Genomic DNA, 20,470 nt, shown 5'->3' with positions numbered 1-20,470 from the left:
GGCGCCCCACCCGACCCGGAGGGACTTGCGGAGAATCGGAGCCGATGCGAACCTCGCCGCAACATGGCTCGCGCGCGTTCTGATTCTCCGCCTCTCTTTGAGATCATCGAGAAGCCCGACTTCTCCTTCGAGACGAAGGCGATGGCGGAGGGGCTGTGGCCGGTCGCCGGGATGGACGAGGCAGGCCGCGGCCCCCTGGCCGGGCCGGTGGTCGCCGCAGCGGTGGTGCTCGATCCCGCCAACATTCCCGACGGCCTCGACGATTCCAAACGCCTCAGCCATTTGCAGCGTGAGGCCCTGTTCCTGCGCATTCTCGGCTCCGCACAGGCGGTCTCGATGGCCTCCATCAGCGCCGAGGGCATCGACGGCAGCAACATCCTCAAGGCAAGCCTGGAAGCCATGCGGCGCGCGCTGGTAGGGCTGTCGGTCCGGCCGAAGCTTGCGCTTGCCGATGGACGCGACGTGCCGCCGGGACTGCCTTGTGAAGGGCGCGCGCTGATCAAGGGCGACCAGCGTTCGCAGTCGATCGCCGCCGCCTCGATCGTTGCCAAGGTCATGCGCGACCGCATGATGTGCGGCTGCGGCAACCATCACGACCGCTACGGGTTCGAAGTCCATATGGGCTACGCCACGGTTCGTCATCGCACCGCGATCGAAGCGCATGGCCCGGTGGCGCGGCTGCACCGCGTGTCGTTTGCGCCATTCCGGCTGGGTGGGGCCGAGGTGGACGTGGTGGAAGAAGAGAGCTTCGCCGGGCTGGATTGAGCGACGACGACGACAAGCCAATCTCCCCCCTTGTGGGGGAGATGTCCGATAGGACAGAGGGGGCGCTGTCCCGCCGGCCTCTCAATCGATTGCAGTTATGCCCTCAGGCTTGTCCCGATAGACCGTAGGACAACAAAGGTTAGCGTTCCTTCACGCCCCCTCTGCCCTGCCGGGCATCTCCCCCACGAGGGTGGAGATCGGCAGCATTGGTATCAGCGCCACAACAAACAAGCCGCCAGGTTGCCCGGGCGGCTTTGATTGTACTGCGTGTGCCAACGCTCAGTTCAGCTTCGACTTCACGTCCGCGAGCGAAGCCTTGAACAGATCTGCACCGGCCTTGGCGTCGATCTTGCCGGCAAGCAGCGCGCGCGCTGCCTCGACGGCGATATCGACGGCGCTGGCGCGCACTTCGCTGATGGCATCACGCTCGGCCTGACCGATCTTCTGTTCGGCAAGCGCGGTGCGCCTGACGACATAGTCCTCGGTCTTCTTATGCGCGTCGGCGGCAAGCATGTCGGCTTCGCGCTTGGCGGCAGCGACGATGTCGGCGGCCTCCTGCTCGGCTTCCTTGCGCTTGCGCTGGTACTGGCCGAGCAGCTGCTGGGCCTCCTCGCGCAGCCGGCGCGCTTCGTCCAGTTCATTGCTGATCCTGGCGGCACGGGCGTCGAGCGCCTTGGCGATCATGCCAGGCACCTTGATGTAGACGGCAACGCCGAGGAAGATGATCAGGGCTATCGTGGCCCAGAGCGTCGCGAGAGATGTGTAATCCATGATGCGCTCCTCACCGGGCCACGGATTTGACCGCAGCCGCGATCTCGGCCTTGCTGGCCTTGCCGCCAACCAGAGCCTCGACGATCGCCGAAGCGGTGTCCTCGGCGATGCTGCCGACTTCCTTCATGGCATTGGCCTTGATGGAAGAAATGCGGGCTTCGGCTTCGCCAAGCTTCGCGTCGAGCGCAGCCTCGACCTTCTTGCGAGCGGTGTCGGCCTCGGCCTTGGCAGCGTCGTTGGCCTGCTGGCCGATCGCGTTGGCCTTGGTCTTGGCTTCCGCCAGTTCCTGCTCGTAGGCAGCAACGGCGGCGTCGGCCTCGCCCTTCAACCTGGCCGCCTGGTCGAGGTCCTGCGTGATGCGATCGTTGCGGACATCGATGATGCCGCCGACGCGCGGCATCACCACCCGCTTCAGGAAGAGATAGAACAGCCCGAAGGTGATCGCCAGCCACAGAAGCTGCGACGGGAACGTCGCCGGATCGAATGGCGGAAACGTGCCATGCGCTTCAGCAGGCACGCTGGTGCCGGAATGCGTGTCGCCTTCCGTCGCAGCGTGGCTGGTATCGGCTGATGGCGCGGACTCTTGCGCAAAGGCAGATGTCACGAACATGGACTATCCCCGAAATTCAGGCCCGCCGCTTGCGCGGCCGGCCTGTCCAATCTTCCCGAGTGCTCAGCCGAACAGGGCCAGAAGCGCGATGAGAAGCGAGAAGATGCCCAGAGCTTCGGTCACGGCAAAGCCGAAGATCAGACGGCCGAACTGGCCATCGGCGGCCGACGGGTTGCGCAGTGCGCCCGCCAGGTAGCTGCCGAAGATGTTGCCGAGGCCAATGCCCGCGCCACCCATGCCCAGGCAAGCGATGCCGGCGCCGATGTACTTTGCTGCTTCTGCGTCCATTTGTTCAACTCCTTTGGATCTAAAATTCCGTTGCGATTCCATCCGGCGCCAATGTTGGAAATCTTTGGGCCGGAAACTTTTGGACCTAGTGCCCTGGATGCAGGGCGTCGTTGAGATACATGCAGGTCAACACGGCAAAGACGTAAGCCTGCAGGAAGGCGACCAGCAGTTCCAGTGCCGTCAGCGCCACCGCCATCGCCAGAGGCAGGATCGAGCCGGCGACGCCAACCGCGCCGAGCGCGCTCAGGCTGACGACGAAGCCGGAGAACACCTTCAGCGTGATGTGGCCGGCGAGCATGTTGGCGAACAGACGAACCGAGAGGCTGACCGGGCGCGACACGAAGGAGATTACTTCGATCAGCACCACGAGAGGCAGCAGGAAGACCGGCACGCCGTGCGGCACGAACAGTTTCAGGAAGCCAAGACCATGCTTCATGAAGCCGTAGACGACCACGGTTGCGATCACCAGCACGGCAAGGCCGAAGGTGACGATGATGTGGCTGGTGACGGTGAAGAAATAGGGGAACAGGCCAAGCAGATTGGCGACGAGCACGAACATGAACAGCGAGAACACGAGAGGGAAGAACTTCATGCCCTGCGTGCCGGCGGCGTCGCGCAACATGTTGCCGACAAACTCGTACGCCATCTCGGATACCGACTGAAGCCGCCCGGGAACCAGGCTGCGGCTCGACGTCGTGAGAAACAGGAATCCAGCCGCGACGATCACGGTTGCGACCATGAACAGCGCCGAATTGGTGAAAGACAGGTCATAGCCGCCGATGTCGATCGGAATCAGCTTGTTGATATGGAACTGGTGGATCGGATCGACCTTGTCAGCTGCCACGTTCAAACCCCGTCAATGCCGCGTACGGCCTCGTTACCATTACCGCACATGGTGCGCGGTCATTTCTTGTCGTCTTGGCCACGGCGCGATTTATCGCCCTGTCCAAATTCTGCCACGACGCCGGCGGAACGCATCACATTGAGCACTCCGGCGCCAAAACCAAGCAGCAGAAACACGATCAGACCCCATGGCGATGTCCCCGCCAAACGGTCGATGACCCAGCCGATGCCGGCACCCACCACCACCCCGGCGATAAACTCGCTGGAGAGTTTGAGCGCCTGACCATAACCGGCCACACTGCCCGCTTTCGCGTCGTCTTTCCCCTCGAGCCGGCCCGGCCGCCTTGTCGCAAGCGAAGCTTCAAGGTCACGGCGGCGGCGCTCAAGATCGTCGTCGCGGATGTCGGGTTCATGCTGATTGCCGCGGCCGGTTTCTCCGGTTCCGTCTGGCCCATTCTTGTCGGCCATCGCAACCCCCCTGCCCGGTCAGACCGTCACCGTCCGTCCGCTTCTAAAGTCGCCGGCAACATAGTTAGAGGGTTTGCGCCCGTCAAGCCACGGGCGGAAGTTCATTGCCATGTATTTTAGGCAATGAAATCAATGAATTACGAAGGTGCGACATCGTGCCCGCCAGGATGACGAGGATGCATGGCGCGAATCCCCCGCGCAATGGCTCTTTGATCGGCTGCGCGCCACATCAAGGATCAGCGGCTGCTCCGCACTCAGCTCCAGCCGCCGCCATAGGTCCGATAGAAGATATGCAGGCCGATCTTGGTCATCTTCTGCATCGTGCGCGCCCAGCCGGGATGGACATATTGGGCATAGTAGTGGGTCGACGATCCGACTTCCGGAATGAAGATCTTGCCGGCGGTGACGGCCATGGCGATCTCCTGGGCGGTCTTGTAGGCGGCTGGGCTATCGATGCGCTTCTTCCTGCCGTCGCAGGCGAAGGAGAACTGGCAACGGTTGAACCAGCTGTCGTTCTGGTAGACGACGCCGCAGATCGAATTCGGATAGGTCGGATTGCGGACGCGGTTGAGGATGACCTGGGCGACAGCGGCTTGGCCGCGCACGGATTCGCTCCTCGCCTCGAAATAGATTCCGTTGGCAAGGCATGCCTGCTCCTTCTTGGAGAAGACACTCGCCGGCAGCGGGTTCTGGATCCACGAATGATCGCCCTTGGCCATCGGCGGAATGAAGCGGCCCTCATTGGGCTGCTCGTCCTGAAGCAGGGCCTCGAAGGGCGATGCCTTGGCATAGTCCGGCTCGGATTGCGCATAGGCGGTGGCCAGCACATCCGGATGGTCGTTGTTGACCAGCGCCGCCAGCATGGCCGGCACGCCGGGATCCGGCTTCTTGTCTTCGCGCGCATGGAATGCCGCGGCGATCTGGATTTCCTTCCCTTTGATCTGCGGCTTGGCGAAAGCCATTTTCAGGCCGCTGTCCATGCTGGGCCGCAGCAAGGAGGAGGTGCGCTCGAAGATCGAGCCGGCGTTGAAGTTCTTTGGCGGTGCGACGGGAGACATCTGGACGATGCGCCCTTTCTTCTCGGCACGCACGACGCGGTCCTCATCGGGTGTGGCGCTGACCTTGCCGCCCTTGCCGCGAAACGACACGTTGCCGACACCGGCCAGATGGACGCCCGATCCGGAAATGGAGCCGGTGACATCGGAATCGACAAAGGGCATCTCGGCCGCGTGGGTCGAGCCGGCAACGGATTTCTCGACATAGGAATTCCAGCGCGTGCTCGATGCTTCGAGGCCGGAAACGAGGCTCGTCATGTCCTGATAGGCGGCGACGGTCGGAAAGCCGATCCAGATGCCGAAACCGATGACGAGCGGACCCAGAAAGCCACGTTTTCTCTCACCGGCGGCGGCAACCAGCCGCTTCAACACACGTCGATGCACGGAACTCTCTCCAGGAACGCTACAGACCCCACTGGAGAGCAAAATGATGCATTAACCTTGATGGGACGTTAACGGATTCGATCGGGTTTTCCCGGTCGGCCCGAGGTCGTGGTTGCGAAGTCGGGCGATTTTGCGGCCGACCATTCAGGCCGGGCGCAGGAAGATCGGCCGGGCGATCAGCGCGCAGATGGCGGCCGCCAGCCAGACGCCGGACCAGGACCAGAGGTGCAAGAGCCCCGGAATGGCCACCGGCACCAGGAAGAAGCCGACGAAAACAAAGGTGTTGGCAAGGCTGAGCGCGGTTCCGACATGGCCGGCGCCGGCAAGGGTGGCAAGCTCGGTGTAGGCGACGCCGTGCCAGGCGGAGACAGAGATGCCTGCGACAATAAGCACGACCGGAAGAACCGCCGACCAGATGAGCTGGCCGCCCGGAATGGTTGGGCCGAACAGGACCAGCAGCCAAAGCATGGCGAAGGCAAGGGCGCTGAACGCGCTGCACAGGCGAAGAAATTGGCGGCGGTTGCCATAACGGTCGGTGAAGCGGCCGCTCCAGATGCGCATGACCATGGCGCCGATCTGCACCGCGGCGAGGCTGGCACTGATTGCCGCCGTTCCCAACCCAACGAAGTCGTGCAGGAATACGGAGGCGAAGGTGAGCACGGCCACCTGCGGAAAGCAGAGCAGGCCGATGGCGGTCGCGATACGCCAGACGTCGCGATTGCGCAGCGGCGCCGGTCCGGCCACAGCCGAAGCGGGATGGCCCTCGCCTGCCGTCGGCGGCTCGTGCAGCCAGCGCCAGGCGAACAGGGCAGACAGAGCGGATGCACCCGCCAGGACTCCGAACACCGCGGCAAAGCCGAAAGCCAGCGCAAGCGAGGGCAGCACGAGCGCGCCAAGGCCGCCGCCAAGCGGCACCGCCGTCTGCCTGATGCTCATGGCGAAGCCGCGCTCGTTTTCCCGAAACCAGCCCATGATGGCGCGGCCGCTCGAACCGTTGACGCTGCCGCCGAGCAATCCGGTGATGAATAGGCTCGCGGAGAGCAGCGTGACATCGGGAGTACCGGTCCTTGTCGGCACGACCAGCATCGCCATGACCAGGAGCCACGCCGCCGTCGCGCCGAGCCCGATCAACAGCACGCGGCGGTCGCCCCAGCGATCGGTGAGCAAGCCCCAGGGCAGTTCGCTGAGCGCGACCCCAAGCCCGAGAAGGCCGAGCGCCAGACCGAGTTCGGCATTGCCTAGGTGATAGCCCTGGCGAAGAACGACCGCCGTCGCCGGGATGCCGGAGAACGTAGCCGAGAAGGCGGCATTGGCGGCAACGCCGATGCCCAGGACTTTCCAGCGATGGCCCGGCGTGAACACCCTCCCGGTGGAACCGGTATCTTCCAGAAGTTCCGACGGCTGCCGGTCGGTGCAATTGACAATGGCGGACATGACTTCATTTCCCGTGCTGGCCAGCGGTCCGGCCTTGACGATCTGTCCCTACCGCCATAATTTCATCCTGAAAATCAGGAAGTTTTGAACTTACAATCCTGAAAATCGGGACTTCCAACATGCGACGTATAACATTCGACCTCGACGTCCTGCGCAGTTTCGTCACCGGCATGGAGCTGGGTAGCTTTGCCAAGGCCGCTGACCGGCTTGGCCGGTCGACGTCGGCGGTCAGCGCGCAATTGAAGAAACTGGAAGAACAGGCGGCGACGCCGATCTTCCGCAAATCAGGACGGGGCCTCGCTTTGACCGAGGCCGGCGAGACCATGCTCGGCTATGCGCGCAGGCTGATCGAATTGAATGACGAGGCGGCATCCGCCATCCACGGTGTCGAGCTGGAAGGCTGGGTACGGCTCGGCTTGCAGGAAGATTTCGGCGAGGCGGTGCTGCCGGACGTGCTCGGCCGATTTGCCCGGGCGCACCCCAAGGTGAAGATCGAAGCCAGGATCGCACGCAGCCACGACCTTGCCGAAAGGGTCTTGTCAGGCAGCCTCGATATCGCGCTCGCCTGGCACTGCGGCGAAACGCTGCCCTACAGCCAGCATGTCGCCGATGTGCCGATGCGCTGGATCGGGCCGGCAAAGCGTATCGAGACCAGCCTGCGCAACAGTGAGCCGCTGCCGCTGGTGGCGCTCGAAGCGCCATGCCTTCTGCGCACGGTGGCAACCGAAACGCTCGACCGCGCCGGCCTGTCGTGGCGGATGGCCTTTTCCAGCCCGAGCCTTGGCGGCATCTGGGCAGCCGTGGCGGCGGGGCTGGGGCTGACAATCCGCACCGACATCGGCCTGCCGGCCAGCGTCAGCGCGATGACGCCGGAGATCGCCGGGCTGCCGGCATTGCCCAAAATGGCCTTGGTGCTGCACCAGAAGGATGCTGAACTGGATCCGGTGGCAGCGCGGCTGGCCGACATATTGCTGCAGGCGGCGTTGCAGGCGCTGCCACGGGACGAGCGGTTGAAGGAGGTCGCTTAGACAGCCGGAACAGGTATCCAGCGCCCGACCGCTTATTTGCGCTTGTTCGACCTGCCGGCGAATGGATTGTCCGACGTACGCAGCGCGATGCGGATCGGCACGCCGGGCATGTCGAAGGCTTCGCGCAGGCTGTTGGAGAGATAGCGGACATAGGATTGCGGCATCGCATCGGGCCGCGAGCACTGGACAATGAAACCCGGCGGCCGGGTCTTGGCCTGGGTGACGTATTTGACCTTCAGCCGGCGCCCTGCCACGGCAGGCGGCGGATGGTGTGCCAGGATGCCTTCCAGCCAGCGGTTGAGCTTGCCAGTCGAGACGCGGCTGTTCCATACCTTGTGGGTCCTGATGACGGCATCCATCAGCTTGTCGAGGCCGCGCCCGGTCTCGCCGGAGACAGGTACGGCCTGCAGGCCGCGCGCCTGGGGAAGAAGCCGTTCCGTCTTCTCGCGCAGTTCGGCCAGAAGCTCCTGGGGATGGTCGATCAGGTCCCATTTGTTGAAGGCGATCACCGGCGCCCGCCCTTCCCTGATGATCAGGTCGGCGATCTGCAGATCCTGCTTCTCGAAGGGAATGGTGGCGTCGAGCACGATGATGACGATCTCGGCGAAGCGGATGGCGCGCAGGCCGTCCTGCACCGACATCACTTCGAGCTTTTCGTGAATCCTGGCCTTGCGGCGCATGCCGGCCGTATCGAACAGCTTCAGGCGGCGGCCATGCCAATCCCAATCGACCGAGATCGAATCACGGGTGATGCCGGCTTCCGGTCCGGTGAGCAGCCGTTCTTCGCCGATCAGCGCGTTGATCAGCGTCGACTTGCCGGCATTGGGACGGCCGACGACGGCGATGCGCATCGGCTTGGTGTCGTCATAGGTGTGCTCGGCATCCGGATCGGCGATATCCTCGCCGATCAGCACCTCGCCGGCAGCGATCTCTTCGTCTTCGCCATCTTCGTCTTCGCCGAAGGCGCGCGCTTCGCCGAGCGCGCCGATCACGGCGTCGCGCAAATCGGGCATGCCCTGGCCATGCTCGGCCGAAACCGGGATCGGCTCGCCAAGGCCGAGCTCCCAGGCTTCCAGCATACCGCCCTGGGCGCCCTTCGCCTCGGCCTTGTTGGCGACCAGCACGACCGGCTTGCCGGACTTGCGCACGATCTCGGCGAAGGTCCTGTCGTCAGGCAAAAGGCCGGATTTGGCGTCGATGGTGAAGAAGATCAGGTCGGCCTCGCGGATAGCGATCTCGGTCTGCGCACGCATGCGGCCGGGCAAGGTCGAGGCACCAGCGTCCTCGAAGCCGGCGGTGTCGATGACATCGAAATGCAGGTCGTAGAGCTTGGCGGCGTGGACGCGACGGTCGCGGGTGACGCCCGGCGTGTCGTCGACAAGCGCCAGCTTTCTTCCCACCAGCCGATTGAAGAGAGTCGATTTGCCGACGTTAGGTCTGCCGATGATGGCGACTTTGAAGGTCACGACGCACTGCCCGACCCGCGGATCAGCTCGGACATCAATGTTGCGCGCTCGCGGGTGTTGCGCGGGGCGCCGTCATCGGCGGCGATCTGGTCGAACAGTTTCAGCGCGTCCTGCGTCTTGCCTTCCTTCCAGGCGGAAAGGCCGAGCGCCTCGCGCGCCGTGTGGCGCAGCGTGTTGGTGTCGGATGTCAGCGCTTCGACACGGCTGGACACGTCGGCGAACGAGCCATGGTCGACGAGCAGCAGCGCTGCCCGCAGCCGCGCCATGTCGCGAATGCTCTGAGGAATGGCCGTGTCGGCGGCGACTTCGTCGAAATCCTTGACGGCGGCGGGAACGTCGCCCTTGTTCGCCTTGACGGTCGCGCCGCGCATGCGTGCGAGCAGCGGATAGGCGCCGTAGCCATCCTTCTCCAACTGATCGAGCGCGGTCAGCGCCTCATCGTTCTTGCCGTCATTGGCAAGCTTCAGCGCCTGCGAGAACGCATCGCCCGAGCGGTTGGCGCGCGTCTCGTCCCAATAGCGATAGCCGACGAAGGCTGCGGTGCCGAGCACCACGAGGATCGCAACGACAATCAGGGCTGGGCCAAAACGGTCCCACAGCGCCTGCGCCTGTTCGCGACGGATCTCGTCGTTGACTTCACGGATAAAACTGTCGTCGGACATCAAATCAAACCATTCCTGCCCGGTCGGGCCTTTGTCAGCCCGCGTTTTAGCGAAATTTTGCCGGCATGGAAGGGGTTCGACCGGAAAATCGCCTATTGTCCGGGGCAAACGGATGTTTGCCCCGGACGAGCAGCCGAAGAGGCCCATCGCACCCGCGCCACATTTAGGCGATAGCCGGCTTGCAGACGTTCCCCGAGTTAAGATCAGATTTCCTATGCTTCGTCCGTTCCGCGTTGTTGCGTTTTCGCTTGCCGCGCTCGTCACTGCCGGCGTGGCTCTGGCCGACCCGCCCGCGCCACCGGTGCCGGCAAAGCCCAAGCAGGTCGTCATCATCTCGTTCGACAGCGCCCGCGACATTTCGCAGTGGAAGCGCAGTCGAGCACTGGCTGAGCGCACCGGCGCACATTTCACCTATTTTCTGTCCTGCGTCTTCCTGCTGTCGACGGAAACACGCAAGGAATACACCGCACCCGGCAGAAGCGCCGGGAAATCCAATATCGGCTTTGCCGCCTCGAAACAGGAAGTCACCGACCGGCTCGAGCAGATCGGGCTTGCCGCGCATGAGGGCCACGACATCGCCAGCCATGGCTGCGGCCATTTCGACGGCAAGGACTGGAGCAAGGCCGACTGGCTGAAAGAGTTCGGTTCGTTCGAGCACATTCTCGAGAACGCCTATGCCATCAACGGCATTGCGCCCGAGCCTGAGGGCTGGCGCGATTTCGCACGGCATGCGGTTGTCGGTTTTCGCGCGCCGTATCTGTCGACGGGCAAGGCGCTCTATGAAGCGCTGCCGGCCGCCGGCTATCAATTCGACGCCAGCGGCGTCTCGCAGGGCCCCGCCCGACCGACGGCCAGCAACGGCGTCATGCACTTTTCGCTGCCGCAGATTCCAGAAGGACCGAAGTCACGGCCGGTGATCGCCATGGACTACAATCTCTATGTCAGGCATTCCGGCGGCTTCGAACGGCCAAGCCAAGCGGGCGAGTTCGCCAACCGGACCTATGATGCCTTCCGCGCCGCCTTCGACAAGCAGTATGCCGACAAGCGTATTCCGCTGGAACTCGGCTTCCACTTCGCGCTGATGAATGACGGCGCTTACTGGAACGCGCTGGAGCGCTTTGCCGGCGAGGTCTGCGTCAAGGCCGATGTCGAATGCATCAGTTTTCGCGATTATGTTTCGCGGCAGGATGCTTCCCAGAAGCAAGCTTCGGTCGGCGGCTGAGCCGCCAACCCGGTTCGTTTCCAACCTCGATCTTTAGGCCGGATCCTCAGCGCCCTGCCTTGCCAGATAGCGCTGGTCGATATCGGGCAGCGGCTCGCCTTGCAGCGTCGCCTCGAAGGCGCGCAGGCGCTTGTGGACCGATTGCAGCTCGACGATGGTCGACCAGGAGGTGAGCAGAAACTGCAGCGAACCGGTCACCTTGCCGAATGCGTTCGAAATCTGGTTCAGCGCGCCGAACGTGATCTTGTGCGCCACCAGCGAGGGACCGAGGATCAGCAGCGAGAAAATGTTGTCGGCCTGCAGGTACGTGTAACGGACGACGTTGAAATAGATGTAGTGGAAATAGAGCCTGAAATAATTGTGGCGAACATTCTCGAACAGCTCGGCCGTGGTGGCCGGCTGGGCCCGGTCCGCGTGATCCTCGCCGTAGACGAGTTCCTTGCGGTAGGCTGCCTCAACGCGCTGGTTGCGGAACTGCAGCCCTGGAAGTTTCAGACCTGCAACCATGACCGAGATCGTCCCGAACAGACACCAGGCAAGGGCTGCGACAACCAATGGCTGTGGAATCGCGCCGATAATCGGCAACTCGGTGATATGGGCCTGCAACTGGATCATGACCGGCAGGAATGCGATCAAGGTCATGATCGACTGGACGAAGCTGGAGCCGAGATCTTCCATGATCTGCGAGAACCGCATCGTGTCTTCCTGGATGCGCTGCGAGGCACCCTCGATGTGGCGTAGCCTGCCCCAATTCTCGACGAAGTAGTTGTTCATCGCCGTGCGCCAACGGAAGATCCAGTGACTGACGATGAAGGCGTTGACCACCTGCACATTCATGCCGACCAGGGCGAGCCACGAAAAATCAGCCAATCCGATATAAAATTCGCTGTTGGTCGACTTTCCAGTCCCCGACATCAGGCCCTGCACATAGTCGAAGAAAGGCCCATACCAGGCGTTGACGGCGACGCTGACCTGCACATTGAAATAGATGAAGAACAGGATGACCGCGGTCATCAGGATCGACCAGCGCTGCCATGGATGCGGCGAATACCAACTCCAGAATGCGTAGAAGACGAGCACGCAGAACGCGAAATAAAGATAGAACCAGAGGAACGGCTTCGATACGAGGATGGCGATGCCGATGATGGGCGGCGCGCCGGCCGCGGCGGGCGGCAATCCGAAAACCGCACCCAATTGTTCACCACCGAAGAACCAGAACAGGATCGCCGCAAGGCTCCAGACGGCGGCCGAAGTGAAGAACAACTTCGGCTGCGGGAAAAAGGATACGAACACTGTGGCGAATTCCTCGATCTAGGCGCAAATCAGCTGACGACAGCGGGCATAAAGTCACACATTAGTGGGAAAGAAAATGCCCGTGCCCGATGCCCGGCACAGCAAGCCCACAATCATGGCGATTTTGGCGCAGCCGACCATGTGATGGCGCCGGAGACGACCAGCACGATCGCGGCTGTGATCGAGGCGAGGAAGAAATCGCCGGACATCTGCGCCAGAAACCCGGCGGCGACCGGCCCGATGATCTGGCCAAGGCCGAACGCAGCCGTCATCAGGGCGAATATCCGCCGCGGCGCGCTTGGCGCCTGCTGCCGGGCGGCCTGCAGGCCAAATGCGGTGATGGCAATGAAGGTGCCACCGAGCAGCACGCCGGAAAGCAGCGGCCCGGTGGCGCCGCCGATGGCGACGCTGGCGGTGACGCCGGCAACTTCGATGAAGCACGCCAGCGCATAGGCGGCATAGAGGCCGGTGCGGGCCGCGATCTTCTGCCAGAGCCAGACTGAGGGAAAGCCCGCAAGACCGGCGACCATCCACACCATGGCCTCGAAGACGCGGCTGCCGCCGCCTTGCCGGACGATGGCGACCAGGAATGTCGCCGTCACCACATAGCCAAAGCCGAACAGGCCGTAGGCGACGATGACCTTGACCAACGACCGGTCCATCCGCAGTGCCGGCTCGCGGGTGACTTCGCCGTTGCCGAGCGGACCCTCATTGGCCAACAGCGCAACGAGGACGAAACCACAGGCCGAAATCGCCGCCGACCACAGCCAGCCTGCAGCCCAGCCCGAATGCTCGGCGACCAGCACCGCCATCATCGCCGCCGACACAGCGATGCCCAGGCCAACGCCACCGAAATGCCAGGCCTGCAGGTCGCTGCGACCGGCAGCGTTTATGTGGCTGAAAACGATACTGGCCATGAACACCATGACGAAGGCGCTGGCCAGACCGGCCAGAAAGCGGATGACGAGAAAGCCGGCCATCGCATCGGTCAGCCCCATCAGCGCGGCAAGGACCGTACTGGCGCCAAGCCCCGCCAGCATCAGCAGGCGCTCGCGCCCATGCGCCCAGCCGCCCGCCGCTGCCAACGCGCCGACGAGGTAGCCGAGATAATTGGCCGACGCGATCCAACCGGCATCGGCAGGCGACAGATGCAATTCCTGCATCATGCCGGGCAGGATCGGCGTGTAGACGAAACGGCCGATGCCCATGGCAACCGCCATGGCTATCATGCCGGCGAAGGCGAAACGCAGCGCTGTCGAGGTGGCTGATGTCATTGCACTGCACAATAAGTGCAGGGATCGCTGAAACAATCGCCATCTGTTGGGCCAGTGCGTGCGCGGGACGTGGTGCTCGCCTCGACTTTCCTCAAGCCGGAACGCTTGGCGCCTGCTCAGCAGCGGCCGCCGGCGTGCAACGGGGCCGTCTCGTGCACTGTCCGCCGTGCCGTCAGCCTGAACGGCACATCGCCCAGTTCGCGTTCCGACATGGTGTTCAGCACCGGATGCGAAAGCGGATCGGTCAGCCATCTCTGCGTTTCGCCGTCCGGGTGCGGCTCATACGGCGTACTCGCAGCGAAAAAGACCTTCAGCGACGACGACAAGATCCTCAGCATTTCCGGCTCCACAGGTCTGTCTCTTCCGATAAAATCCGCCGTTTCGACATGCCTTTCAATTGAGATTTCAGCCGGATCAGTTTAGAAAAACTCAATGGCCATGCTCAACCGCGTCCACCTCAACGGCCTGCGCGCCGTCGAAACCGTTGCCCGTCTCGGATCGCTGGCGGCGGCCCCCGGTGAGCTCAACGTTTCCGTCAGCGCCGTCAGCCAGCAGATAAGCCGTACCGAAAAACAGCTCGGCCAGGCGCTGTTCGAGCGAACGGCGAGCGGTCTGGTGCTGACCGAATTCGGCGCCGTCTTCGCGGCCCGCCTTGGTGCTGGATTTCGTGAGCTTTCCCAGGCCGTGGCGCTGGCCGACGAGGCTACGCAATGCACATTGGTGGTTTCGGTGGCGCCGGCCTTTGCCTCGAAGTGGCTGTTGCCCAGACTATCTCGCCACTTCGACCGGCATCCCAACGTGCTGCTGCGCATCGACGCTTCGGTGCGGCTGGCCAATCTCGATCACTCAGACATCGACATCGCCATCCGGCTTGGCGACGGCAAATGGCCGGGCGGGCGCACGGAACTGCTCTTGGCGCAGGAAGTCTTCCCGGTCTGCGCGCCGGCGATTGCCCAAAAACTGAAGTCGATCGAGGACCTTGCCCAGACCTGCGCGATCACCGACGAGCGAGCAATGATCAACTGGGAAAGCTGGTTCGAGACGGCCGGCGTCCCACCTGTCAGCTTCCTCAAGGGTGCGCGTTTCACCGACCCGATGCTGTGCCTGGAATCGGCGATTGCCGGCCACGGCGTGATGCTGGGCTGGCAATTGCTCGCCGCGGATGCGCTGGCCGACGGGCGGCTGGTGGCGCCTTTCGGCATCCGCGCCCAGAGCGGGCTCGGCTATTGGCTGGTGACCTCGTCCGTCAAGGCGGAAAGCCGCAAGGTCCGGGATTTCAAGGTCTGGATCAGGGAAGAGATCGAAGCAACCATGGCGCGGTTCGGGTCCGCAAACCCAAAACCCGCCGGCGCGATCGCGGTGGAAAGCGCCGCGCCGCCGCTCTATGGTAGGTCGGACATCAAACTACGACAGGCAGGATCATGACCACACATTCGCGCGGCGTTTCCGCATCGATCGACCCGGTGAAGCTCGACAGGCTGGCGGAAGTCGCCATCAAGGTCGGGCTGCAATTGCAGCCAGGCCAGGATCTGGTGCTGACGTCATCGATCGCGGCGCTGCCGCTGACCAGGCGGATCGTCGAGCATGCCTACAAGGCCGGCGCCGGCCTGGTGACGCCGATCTTCAACGATGACGAGATGACGCTGGCGCGCTACCGCTTCGGCGCCGATGCCGGTTTCGACCGCGCCGCCGGCTGGCTCTATGAAGGCATGGCGAAGGCCTTTTCCAACAATGCGGCCAGGCTTGCGGTGCGCGGCGAGGATCCGTCGCTGCTCTCCGCACAGGATCCGGCGAAAGTGGCGCGCGCCAACAAGGCCAATTCGATGGCTTATCAGCCGGCGCTGGAAAAGATCACCGGCTTCGACATCAACTGGAACATCGTCGCCTATCCGGACCTCGCCTGGGCCAAACAGGTCTTCCCCGGCGATGCCGACGATGTTGCGGTCGTGAAGCTCGCCGACGCCATCTTCGCCGCGTCGCGGGTCGATGTGGAGGATCCGATCGGCAACTGGAAGGCGCACAATGCAGCGCTGCGCAGCCGCACCGAATGGCTCAACGGCCATAATTTCCATGCGCTGCACTTCACCGGACCGGGCACCGACCTGACGGTTGGACTGGCGGACGGCCATGAATGGATGGGCGGCGCCTCGACCGCCAAGAACGGCATCACCTGCAACCCCAACATCCCGACCGAGGAGGTCTTCACCACGCCGCATGCGAGGCGGGTCGAAGGCCATGTCTCCTCGACCAAGCCGCTGTCCTACCAAGGCACGCTGATCGACGACATTTCGGTGCGTTTCGAAGAAGGCCGGATCGTCGAGGCCAAGGCATCGAAGGGCGAGGATGTGCTGAAGAAGGTGCTCGACACCGACGAGGGCGCGCGCCGTCTCGGCGAGGTGGCGCTGGTGCCGCACTCATCGCCGATCTCGGCCAGCGGCCTGCTGTTCTTCAACACGCTGTTCGACGAGAACGCCGCCTGCCACATCGCGCTCGGCCAATGCTATTCGAAGTGCTTCGTCGACGGCGCCTCGCTCAGCCAGGACGAGATCGCGGCGCGCGGCGGCAACAAGAGCTTCATCCACATCGACTGGATGATCGGCTCGGACAAGATCGACATCGATGGCGTCCACAAGGACGGCGCCCGCGTGCCTGTCATGCGCAAGGGCGAGTGGGCCTGAGGGTTCCAGCCAGGAGGTGTGATGGCCTTCAAGATCGCGGTCAAGCGTATCTACGAGCCACCCGCTGCCGATGACGGGCAGCGGGTTCTGGTCGACCGCATCTGGCCGCGCGGCGTCAGCAAGCAAGACGCCGCGCTGACGCTGTGGTTGAAGGACATCGCGCCGAGCGACGAGTTGCGCAAATGGTTCGGCCACGAGCCGGCGCGCTGGGCGGAGTTTCAGGAGCGGTATCGCGCTGAGCTGGATGGGAATGGCGCGGCGGTGACGCAGTTGCGAGGCCTGCTGGGTAACGGCAAGGTGACGCTGCTCTACGGCGCGCATGACGAGGCGCACAACAATGCGGTGGCGCTGGCGGGGTATTTGCGCGGACGCTGAGATTTTATGGCGGTCGGCGGGACAGCGCCCCCCCTCTGGCCTGCCGGCCATCTCCCCCTCAGGTGGGGAGATCCGCTGTCATCATCTTCTTCGCAAATCCCGAACGTGACAGGAATGGCGGAGCGGCGAAGCTGCCAATCTCCCCACTTGAGGGGGAGATGTCCGGCAGGACAGAGGGGGGGCGCCACGGAACACCGTGGAACGAGAGGCAGCTCTACTTCCCCACCGCCGCCTCATAGAGATCAGCCTTGAACCCGACCATAACCCGGTCGCCTACCTCCAGCACCGGCCGCTTGATCATGGTCGGCTTGGCCAGCATCAGCGCCTTGGCGCTCTTCTCGTCGAGACCCTGCTTTTCCTTGTCCGGCAGCTCGCGGAACGTCGTGCTCGCCTTGTTGAGCAGCTTTTCCCAGCCGACCTTGCCCGCCCAACCATCCAGCCGCTTCGCGTCCAGTCCCTCGGCCCTGAAATCGTGAAACCGGTAGGCTACGTCATGGCCTTCCAGCCAGACGCGCGCCTTCCTGACCGTGTCGCAAGTGGTGATGCCGTACATGGTGATCGTCAAAAGCGTGCTTCCTTGGCTGACTGTCGAATCCGTTCCACAGACTAAACCCCCCTTTCCGCTTTGCCAGAGCCGTTGCCATATCTCCGTTCCACATGACGGCCAGGACAATGTCCCGGCCGTCTAATTTCCTGATCCTGCAGCGACGTGAGCCGGAAGCCGGGGTTCGGCCCTAGTAGTAGAAGCGCTCTTCGGTGATCTTGCCGTTTTTGACCGTGTAGAGGCCGACTTCATCCATGGTGACACGCTCGCCGGTAGCCTTGGGCGTTATGTCGAACTTGAAGCGCACCGCGAACTGGTCGCCATTGACATAGGGGCCTTCGACAGAGCCGCCATGGACTTCATTGTTCTCCTGCCACCACTGGCCCTTCTGCCTGAGAGCCTCCTTGCCACGGGAGATGGCCATCGGCCCCTCCATGGCTTCGTAGCTCACGATATCGTCGGAATTGTACTTCTCGGCGGCAGCTTCGTTCTCGCCCTGCTTGAGCAGCTCGGTAAAATCCTTGGCAATTTCCGCGATGGTCATTTTCGTTCCTCCTGTTCAGACGCATTTAGGTAGGGAACAGCCTGCTGGCCTGCCATCGTCGGACCGCGCCGTAGCTGACAAGCCATGTCAGGATGATGGTCCCCGCGGACATATGACGATGATTTGAGGCGTTTACATCGCGGGCCGGGCATCGTCCTGGCCCGTCAATTGCCAACGGTGAGGCACCTCATAGCGACCTTCCTGGATGAAGCTCTGGACGAGCGCGAAATCCCGCACTGTCCAACTGATGGGCTCAATCGCCCTTTCGCGAATTTTGGGCACTCCCACTTTGTCGCGAAGCAGCGTGACATGCGGTTCAATGGATTTTGTGAGAAAGAGCTTTAACGGGCTATCCGAAATCACTGCCGTCAGGTTTCGCCAGAATTCTTGCAGCGAAGGATTGCCGTCGCTGTTGCGTAAAACAAGCGCGCCACCGCCAAAAGCGCACAAACGATCAAAAGAAACGTCGAATGGTTTTGCGACAATCATCGAGCCTATGTGGTGAGCGAGTTCTACCAAGCCCTCCGGCAATCCGTCATGGTCGCCGAGTCCAACAAGCGAGATGTGATCGGCAATTGTTTTCCCTTTCAGCCCGAGTTCCTGGCGCCAAGCGGTTGCTTGTAAAGCGATAGGGTCGGCGATGGTGCCATCCATCAGGTGACAGAAGAACAACCGATCAGTGCGACGACGCCTGTTCCGCTCATGCCAGTTGAAAGATGTTTGACCGTTTTCGGCTGTGTTGAATGTGGGCAGTTCGTTCATGTCCTTCCTCCTTTTGCGCCACCCATCCCCGCCAAGCCGGAGATTTTAGAACAAAACGGGAACATGGCAAGCGGAAATGAGCGAACGGTCGGTCGTGCTTTCCGGATCATCGCCCGCGAGTTCAACAGTCGAAGAAGCTCTGCTGAGGGTGGCTTGAAACCTACGTCCTTGAGAAATCGTCGATCGCCCGATCGGCATAGTCGCGACCGTTGCCCGACTGCTTGTGGCCGCTGAACGTGCGACGTGTGCTCCGTTTCAGGTATCGATGAACTAACCTGGCAGCACTGGGCAGTTGGCGCCACGGCGCAGGCTGATATGCGCCACGTCGCCGACCTGGAAGCGAAAACCCTCGGCCTGGCGCGGCGCGTCGATGACGACAGGCGCGCCCTGCCCGAGTTCGGCATGCAGGCGCAGCGTGCGGCCGTGAAAGACGACGCTGTTGACGCGCGCCGGTGCGGTGCCGGGCGCCGCCTCGGCCATCGCCAGCAAATCCTCCGGGCGCACGCCGATGGTGCGGGTAGCGCCCTCGGCAGGTGCCTCGCCGGTTTCAGAAATAGCCTCCAGCGGCAGGGTGCCGGCGGTGAAACGCAAGCGATCGCCATCGCGGCCGACAAACCGTGATTGCAGGAGATTCATGGTGCCGATGAAGCTCGCCACAAACTTCGTGGCAGGCCGGTCATAAAGTGTGGCCGGCGGTGCGATCTGCTCGATGCGGCCCTTGTTCATGACGACGATGCGGTCGGAAATCGACAGCGCTTCGGTCTGGTCGTGGGTGACCATGACGAAGGTGGTGCCAAGCCGCGACTGCAGCCGCTTCAGCTCAACCTGCATCTGTTCGCGCAGATGCGCGTCGAGCGCCGACAGCGGCTCGTCGAGCAGCAGCACGCGCGGCTCGCAGACGATGGCACGCGCGAGCGCGACGCGTTGGCGCTGGCCGCCCGACAGTTCGGAGACGCGGGCGCCAAGCTTGTCGGCGAGACCGACCATGTCGAGCGCTTCGCCGGTGCGCTTAGCCTGTTCGGCTCCAGACAGTTTGCGCAGCGACAGACCGAAGCCGACATTTTCTGCAACATTCATGTGCGGGAACAGTGCATAGTCCTGGAACACGGTGTTGACCGGCCGGTCGAACGGTCGAAGGGCCGTGATATCGCGGCCGTCTAGCAACACCTTGCCGCTCGACGGGCTTTCGAAACCGGCGATGACGCGCAGGCTGGTGGTCTTGCCGCAGCCCGACGGCCCGAGCAGCGTGATGAACTCGCCGCTGATAATGTCGAGATCGACAGCGTCGAGCCCAACGATGCCGCCGGGAAAAATCTTCGAGACCGCCTGCAGCCGGACGAGTGGATCAGGCGCCATCGCGAACCTCGGACGGCTTCGTGGTGTTGACCCAGAGGATCTGGCACCGCTCGGCGCCCGGATTGCGGAAGGCATGCAAAAGCGTGCTCTTGAAGGCAAAGCTGTCGCCCGCCTTCAGCCCGTATTTCGTCGAATCCACCACCAGTTCGACCTCACCGGCCAGCACGAAGCCGAATTCATGGCCGGCATGCGCATAGGCCTCGGCCGTGCCGCCGCCGGCTTCCACCGTCACCAGCATGCCGGTCAGCGTCGCGCCCGGCGGTGACAGCAGCGCCTTGGCAATGCCTTCCGATTTCACCGGGATTTGCCGCCGCTTGTCGGCACGCACGCAATAGAGATCGTTGGCCGCATCGTTGCCGTCGGCGATCAGCGCCGACGGCTCGATGTCGAGGGCGGCGGCGAGCGGCCAGATCACCTTGACGCGAAGCGAGGACATGCCGCGCTCGATCTGGCTCAATGCACCGATCGACACGCCGGCCTTTGCCGCAAGATCGGCCAGCGACAAATTGCGCTCCAGCCGCAGCGCCCGCACGCGCCGGCCGACGCGAACGTCGGCATCGTCCTTCGGCTTCCCAGCCGCTTCATCCAGCATGTCCATGCGTTAGTCCTCGTTTGCTTTCCCTTCTCCCCTTGTGGGAGAAGGTGGAT

23 protein-coding genes are annotated in these 20,470 nt (G+C 63.1%); 6 read left to right on the top strand and 17 right to left on the bottom strand.

The features are described from left to right. Window positions 1–63 precede the first annotated feature (63 nt). Complete coding sequence (locus P3C39_RS15220) at window positions 64–765, top strand: ribonuclease HII (RefSeq protein ID WP_027164182.1); 702 nt, start codon at window positions 64–66, stop codon at window positions 763–765. 279 nt (window positions 766–1,044) lie between these two features. On the opposite strand, the gene P3C39_RS15215 is transcribed toward P3C39_RS15220, so the two are convergent. The 7 genes from P3C39_RS15215 to P3C39_RS15185 form a co-directional block, all read right to left on the bottom strand. Next, on the bottom strand, window positions 1,045–1,536 hold the full coding sequence (locus P3C39_RS15215) for a F0F1 ATP synthase subunit B (RefSeq protein ID WP_013532841.1): 492 nt from the start codon (window positions 1,534–1,536) through the stop codon (window positions 1,045–1,047). A 10-nt stretch (window positions 1,537–1,546) separates the two neighbouring features. Next, window positions 1,547–2,146: a F0F1 ATP synthase subunit B gene (locus P3C39_RS15210; protein WP_013532842.1), complete on the bottom strand. Its 600-nt coding sequence runs from the start codon at window positions 2,144–2,146 to the stop codon at window positions 1,547–1,549. A gap of 63 nt (window positions 2,147–2,209) precedes the next feature. Beyond that, on the bottom strand, window positions 2,210–2,434 hold the full coding sequence (locus P3C39_RS15205; RefSeq protein ID WP_006206606.1) for a F0F1 ATP synthase subunit C: 225 nt from the start codon (window positions 2,432–2,434) through the stop codon (window positions 2,210–2,212). An 85-nt stretch (window positions 2,435–2,519) separates the two neighbouring features. Then, a complete protein-coding gene (locus P3C39_RS15200; protein WP_013532843.1) occupies window positions 2,520–3,278 on the bottom strand; it encodes a F0F1 ATP synthase subunit A in 759 nt (252 codons plus the stop codon). Window positions 3,279–3,337: 59 nt separating this feature from the next. After that, window positions 3,338–3,745 carry an AtpZ/AtpI family protein gene (locus P3C39_RS15195; RefSeq protein WP_013532844.1) on the bottom strand — a complete coding sequence of 136 codons (408 nt, stop codon included), beginning with the start codon at window positions 3,743–3,745 and terminating at the stop codon, window positions 3,338–3,340. A 254-nt stretch (window positions 3,746–3,999) separates the two neighbouring features. Further along, window positions 4,000–5,184: a cell wall hydrolase gene (locus P3C39_RS15190; RefSeq protein WP_063167648.1), complete on the bottom strand. Its 1,185-nt coding sequence runs from the start codon at window positions 5,182–5,184 to the stop codon at window positions 4,000–4,002. Between the two features lie 144 nt (window positions 5,185–5,328). Next, window positions 5,329–6,618, bottom strand: a complete 1,290-nt coding sequence (locus tag P3C39_RS15185) for an MFS transporter (protein ID WP_275953762.1) — start codon at window positions 6,616–6,618, stop codon at window positions 5,329–5,331. Window positions 6,619–6,737: 119 nt separating this feature from the next. Here P3C39_RS15185 and P3C39_RS15180 point away from each other — a divergent pair, with 119 nt between their 5' ends. After that, window positions 6,738–7,646 carry a LysR substrate-binding domain-containing protein gene (locus tag P3C39_RS15180; RefSeq protein WP_275953763.1) on the top strand — a complete coding sequence of 303 codons (909 nt, stop codon included), beginning with the start codon at window positions 6,738–6,740 and terminating at the stop codon, window positions 7,644–7,646. A 32-nt stretch (window positions 7,647–7,678) separates the two neighbouring features. On the opposite strand, the gene der is transcribed toward P3C39_RS15180, so the two are convergent. Then, entirely contained in the window at window positions 7,679–9,112 is a 1,434-nt protein-coding gene (gene der / locus P3C39_RS15175; protein ID WP_063171633.1) for a ribosome biogenesis GTPase Der, read from the bottom strand. Next, window positions 9,109–9,774: a tetratricopeptide repeat protein gene (locus tag P3C39_RS15170; RefSeq protein ID WP_013532849.1), complete on the bottom strand. Its 666-nt coding sequence runs from the start codon at window positions 9,772–9,774 to the stop codon at window positions 9,109–9,111. Before P3C39_RS15170 ends, der begins: the two co-directional genes overlap by 4 nt. Before the next feature lie 214 nt (window positions 9,775–9,988). Between P3C39_RS15170 and P3C39_RS15165 the strand changes: the two genes are divergently transcribed. Then, the gene (locus P3C39_RS15165) at window positions 9,989–10,996 is read left to right on the top strand and encodes a polysaccharide deacetylase (RefSeq protein ID WP_024502629.1); all 1,008 of its coding nucleotides are present in this window, start codon (window positions 9,989–9,991) and stop codon (window positions 10,994–10,996) included. A gap of 33 nt (window positions 10,997–11,029) precedes the next feature. On the opposite strand, the gene sbmA is transcribed toward P3C39_RS15165, so the two are convergent. From sbmA to P3C39_RS15150, 3 genes are all read right to left on the bottom strand, one after another. Continuing rightward, complete coding sequence (gene sbmA, locus P3C39_RS15160; RefSeq protein WP_275953764.1) at window positions 11,030–12,289, bottom strand: peptide antibiotic transporter SbmA; 1,260 nt, start codon at window positions 12,287–12,289, stop codon at window positions 11,030–11,032. Between the two features lie 113 nt (window positions 12,290–12,402). Further along, window positions 12,403–13,563: a YbfB/YjiJ family MFS transporter gene (locus P3C39_RS15155; RefSeq protein ID WP_127385296.1), complete on the bottom strand. Its 1,161-nt coding sequence runs from the start codon at window positions 13,561–13,563 to the stop codon at window positions 12,403–12,405. A 116-nt stretch (window positions 13,564–13,679) separates the two neighbouring features. Then, window positions 13,680–13,901 carry a hypothetical protein gene (locus tag P3C39_RS15150; protein WP_024502627.1) on the bottom strand — a complete coding sequence of 74 codons (222 nt, stop codon included), beginning with the start codon at window positions 13,899–13,901 and terminating at the stop codon, window positions 13,680–13,682. 94 nt (window positions 13,902–13,995) lie between these two features. Here P3C39_RS15150 and P3C39_RS15145 point away from each other — a divergent pair, with 94 nt between their 5' ends. Genes P3C39_RS15145 through P3C39_RS15135 form a run of 3 tightly spaced genes read left to right on the top strand, consistent with a single transcriptional unit; the run spans window position 13,996 to window position 16,616 of the window. Next, entirely contained in the window at window positions 13,996–14,988 is a 993-nt protein-coding gene (locus P3C39_RS15145) for a LysR substrate-binding domain-containing protein (protein WP_275953765.1), read from the top strand. Continuing rightward, the gene (locus tag P3C39_RS15140) at window positions 14,985–16,241 is read left to right on the top strand and encodes an aminopeptidase (protein WP_027164189.1); all 1,257 of its coding nucleotides are present in this window, start codon (window positions 14,985–14,987) and stop codon (window positions 16,239–16,241) included. Before P3C39_RS15145 ends, P3C39_RS15140 begins: the two co-directional genes overlap by 4 nt. A gap of 21 nt (window positions 16,242–16,262) precedes the next feature. Continuing rightward, entirely contained in the window at window positions 16,263–16,616 is a 354-nt protein-coding gene (locus P3C39_RS15135) for a DUF488 domain-containing protein (RefSeq protein WP_275953766.1), read from the top strand. A 214-nt stretch (window positions 16,617–16,830) separates the two neighbouring features. On the opposite strand, the gene P3C39_RS15130 is transcribed toward P3C39_RS15135, so the two are convergent. From P3C39_RS15130 to P3C39_RS15110, 5 genes are all read right to left on the bottom strand, one after another. Beyond that, window positions 16,831–17,181: an ArsC family reductase gene (locus P3C39_RS15130; protein WP_275953767.1), complete on the bottom strand. Its 351-nt coding sequence runs from the start codon at window positions 17,179–17,181 to the stop codon at window positions 16,831–16,833. A 169-nt stretch (window positions 17,182–17,350) separates the two neighbouring features. Beyond that, on the bottom strand, window positions 17,351–17,704 hold the full coding sequence (locus P3C39_RS15125) for a nuclear transport factor 2 family protein (protein ID WP_013532858.1): 354 nt from the start codon (window positions 17,702–17,704) through the stop codon (window positions 17,351–17,353). A 132-nt stretch (window positions 17,705–17,836) separates the two neighbouring features. Further along, window positions 17,837–18,466 (bottom strand): 2'-5' RNA ligase family protein, encoded by a 630-nt coding sequence (locus P3C39_RS15120; protein WP_024502624.1) that lies wholly within the window; start codon window positions 18,464–18,466, stop codon window positions 17,837–17,839. 270 nt (window positions 18,467–18,736) lie between these two features. Beyond that, window positions 18,737–19,822 (bottom strand): ABC transporter ATP-binding protein, encoded by a 1,086-nt coding sequence (locus tag P3C39_RS15115; RefSeq protein ID WP_275953768.1) that lies wholly within the window; start codon window positions 19,820–19,822, stop codon window positions 18,737–18,739. Beyond that, a complete protein-coding gene (locus tag P3C39_RS15110; protein WP_024502622.1) occupies window positions 19,812–20,420 on the bottom strand; it encodes a cupin domain-containing protein in 609 nt (202 codons plus the stop codon). The genes P3C39_RS15115 and P3C39_RS15110 overlap by 11 nt, the downstream gene beginning before the upstream one ends. Window positions 20,421–20,470 lie beyond the last annotated feature (50 nt).

The sequence above is a fragment of the Mesorhizobium sp. XAP4 genome, from assembly GCF_029269325.1.
GTDB classification, from domain to species: Bacteria; Pseudomonadota; Alphaproteobacteria; order Rhizobiales; family Rhizobiaceae; genus Mesorhizobium; species Mesorhizobium ciceri.
The sequence above is the reverse complement of the archived record's forward strand: the minus strand, read 5'-3'. Positions and strand labels throughout refer to the sequence as shown.

Coding starts and splice junctions, on each gene's coding strand:
- P3C39_RS15220 (WP_027164182.1), top strand. CDS start 64: ATGGCTCGCGCGCGTTCTGATTCTCCGCCTCTCTTTGAGATCATCGAG.
- P3C39_RS15215 (WP_013532841.1), bottom strand. CDS start 1,536: ATGGATTACACATCTCTCGCGACGCTCTGGGCCACGATAGCCCTGATC.
- P3C39_RS15210 (WP_013532842.1), bottom strand. CDS start 2,146: ATGTTCGTGACATCTGCCTTTGCGCAAGAGTCCGCGCCATCAGCCGAT.
- P3C39_RS15205 (WP_006206606.1), bottom strand. CDS start 2,434: ATGGACGCAGAAGCAGCAAAGTACATCGGCGCCGGCATCGCTTGCCTG.
- P3C39_RS15195 (WP_013532844.1), bottom strand. CDS start 3,745: ATGGCCGACAAGAATGGGCCAGACGGAACCGGAGAAACCGGCCGCGGC.
- P3C39_RS15185 (WP_275953762.1), bottom strand. CDS start 6,618: ATGTCCGCCATTGTCAATTGCACCGACCGGCAGCCGTCGGAACTTCTG.
- P3C39_RS15180 (WP_275953763.1), top strand. CDS start 6,738: ATGCGACGTATAACATTCGACCTCGACGTCCTGCGCAGTTTCGTCACC.
- P3C39_RS15170 (WP_013532849.1), bottom strand. CDS start 9,774: ATGTCCGACGACAGTTTTATCCGTGAAGTCAACGACGAGATCCGTCGC.
- P3C39_RS15165 (WP_024502629.1), top strand. CDS start 9,989: ATGCTTCGTCCGTTCCGCGTTGTTGCGTTTTCGCTTGCCGCGCTCGTC.
- P3C39_RS15155 (WP_127385296.1), bottom strand. CDS start 13,563: ATGACATCAGCCACCTCGACAGCGCTGCGTTTCGCCTTCGCCGGCATG.
- P3C39_RS15150 (WP_024502627.1), bottom strand. CDS start 13,901: ATGCTGAGGATCTTGTCGTCGTCGCTGAAGGTCTTTTTCGCTGCGAGT.
- P3C39_RS15145 (WP_275953765.1), top strand. CDS start 13,996: ATGGCCATGCTCAACCGCGTCCACCTCAACGGCCTGCGCGCCGTCGAA.
- P3C39_RS15140 (WP_027164189.1), top strand. CDS start 14,985: ATGACCACACATTCGCGCGGCGTTTCCGCATCGATCGACCCGGTGAAG.
- P3C39_RS15135 (WP_275953766.1), top strand. CDS start 16,263: ATGGCCTTCAAGATCGCGGTCAAGCGTATCTACGAGCCACCCGCTGCC.
- P3C39_RS15125 (WP_013532858.1), bottom strand. CDS start 17,704: ATGACCATCGCGGAAATTGCCAAGGATTTTACCGAGCTGCTCAAGCAG.
- P3C39_RS15120 (WP_024502624.1), bottom strand. CDS start 18,466: ATGAACGAACTGCCCACATTCAACACAGCCGAAAACGGTCAAACATCT.
- P3C39_RS15115 (WP_275953768.1), bottom strand. CDS start 19,822: ATGGCGCCTGATCCACTCGTCCGGCTGCAGGCGGTCTCGAAGATTTTT.
- P3C39_RS15110 (WP_024502622.1), bottom strand. CDS start 20,420: ATGGACATGCTGGATGAAGCGGCTGGGAAGCCGAAGGACGATGCCGAC.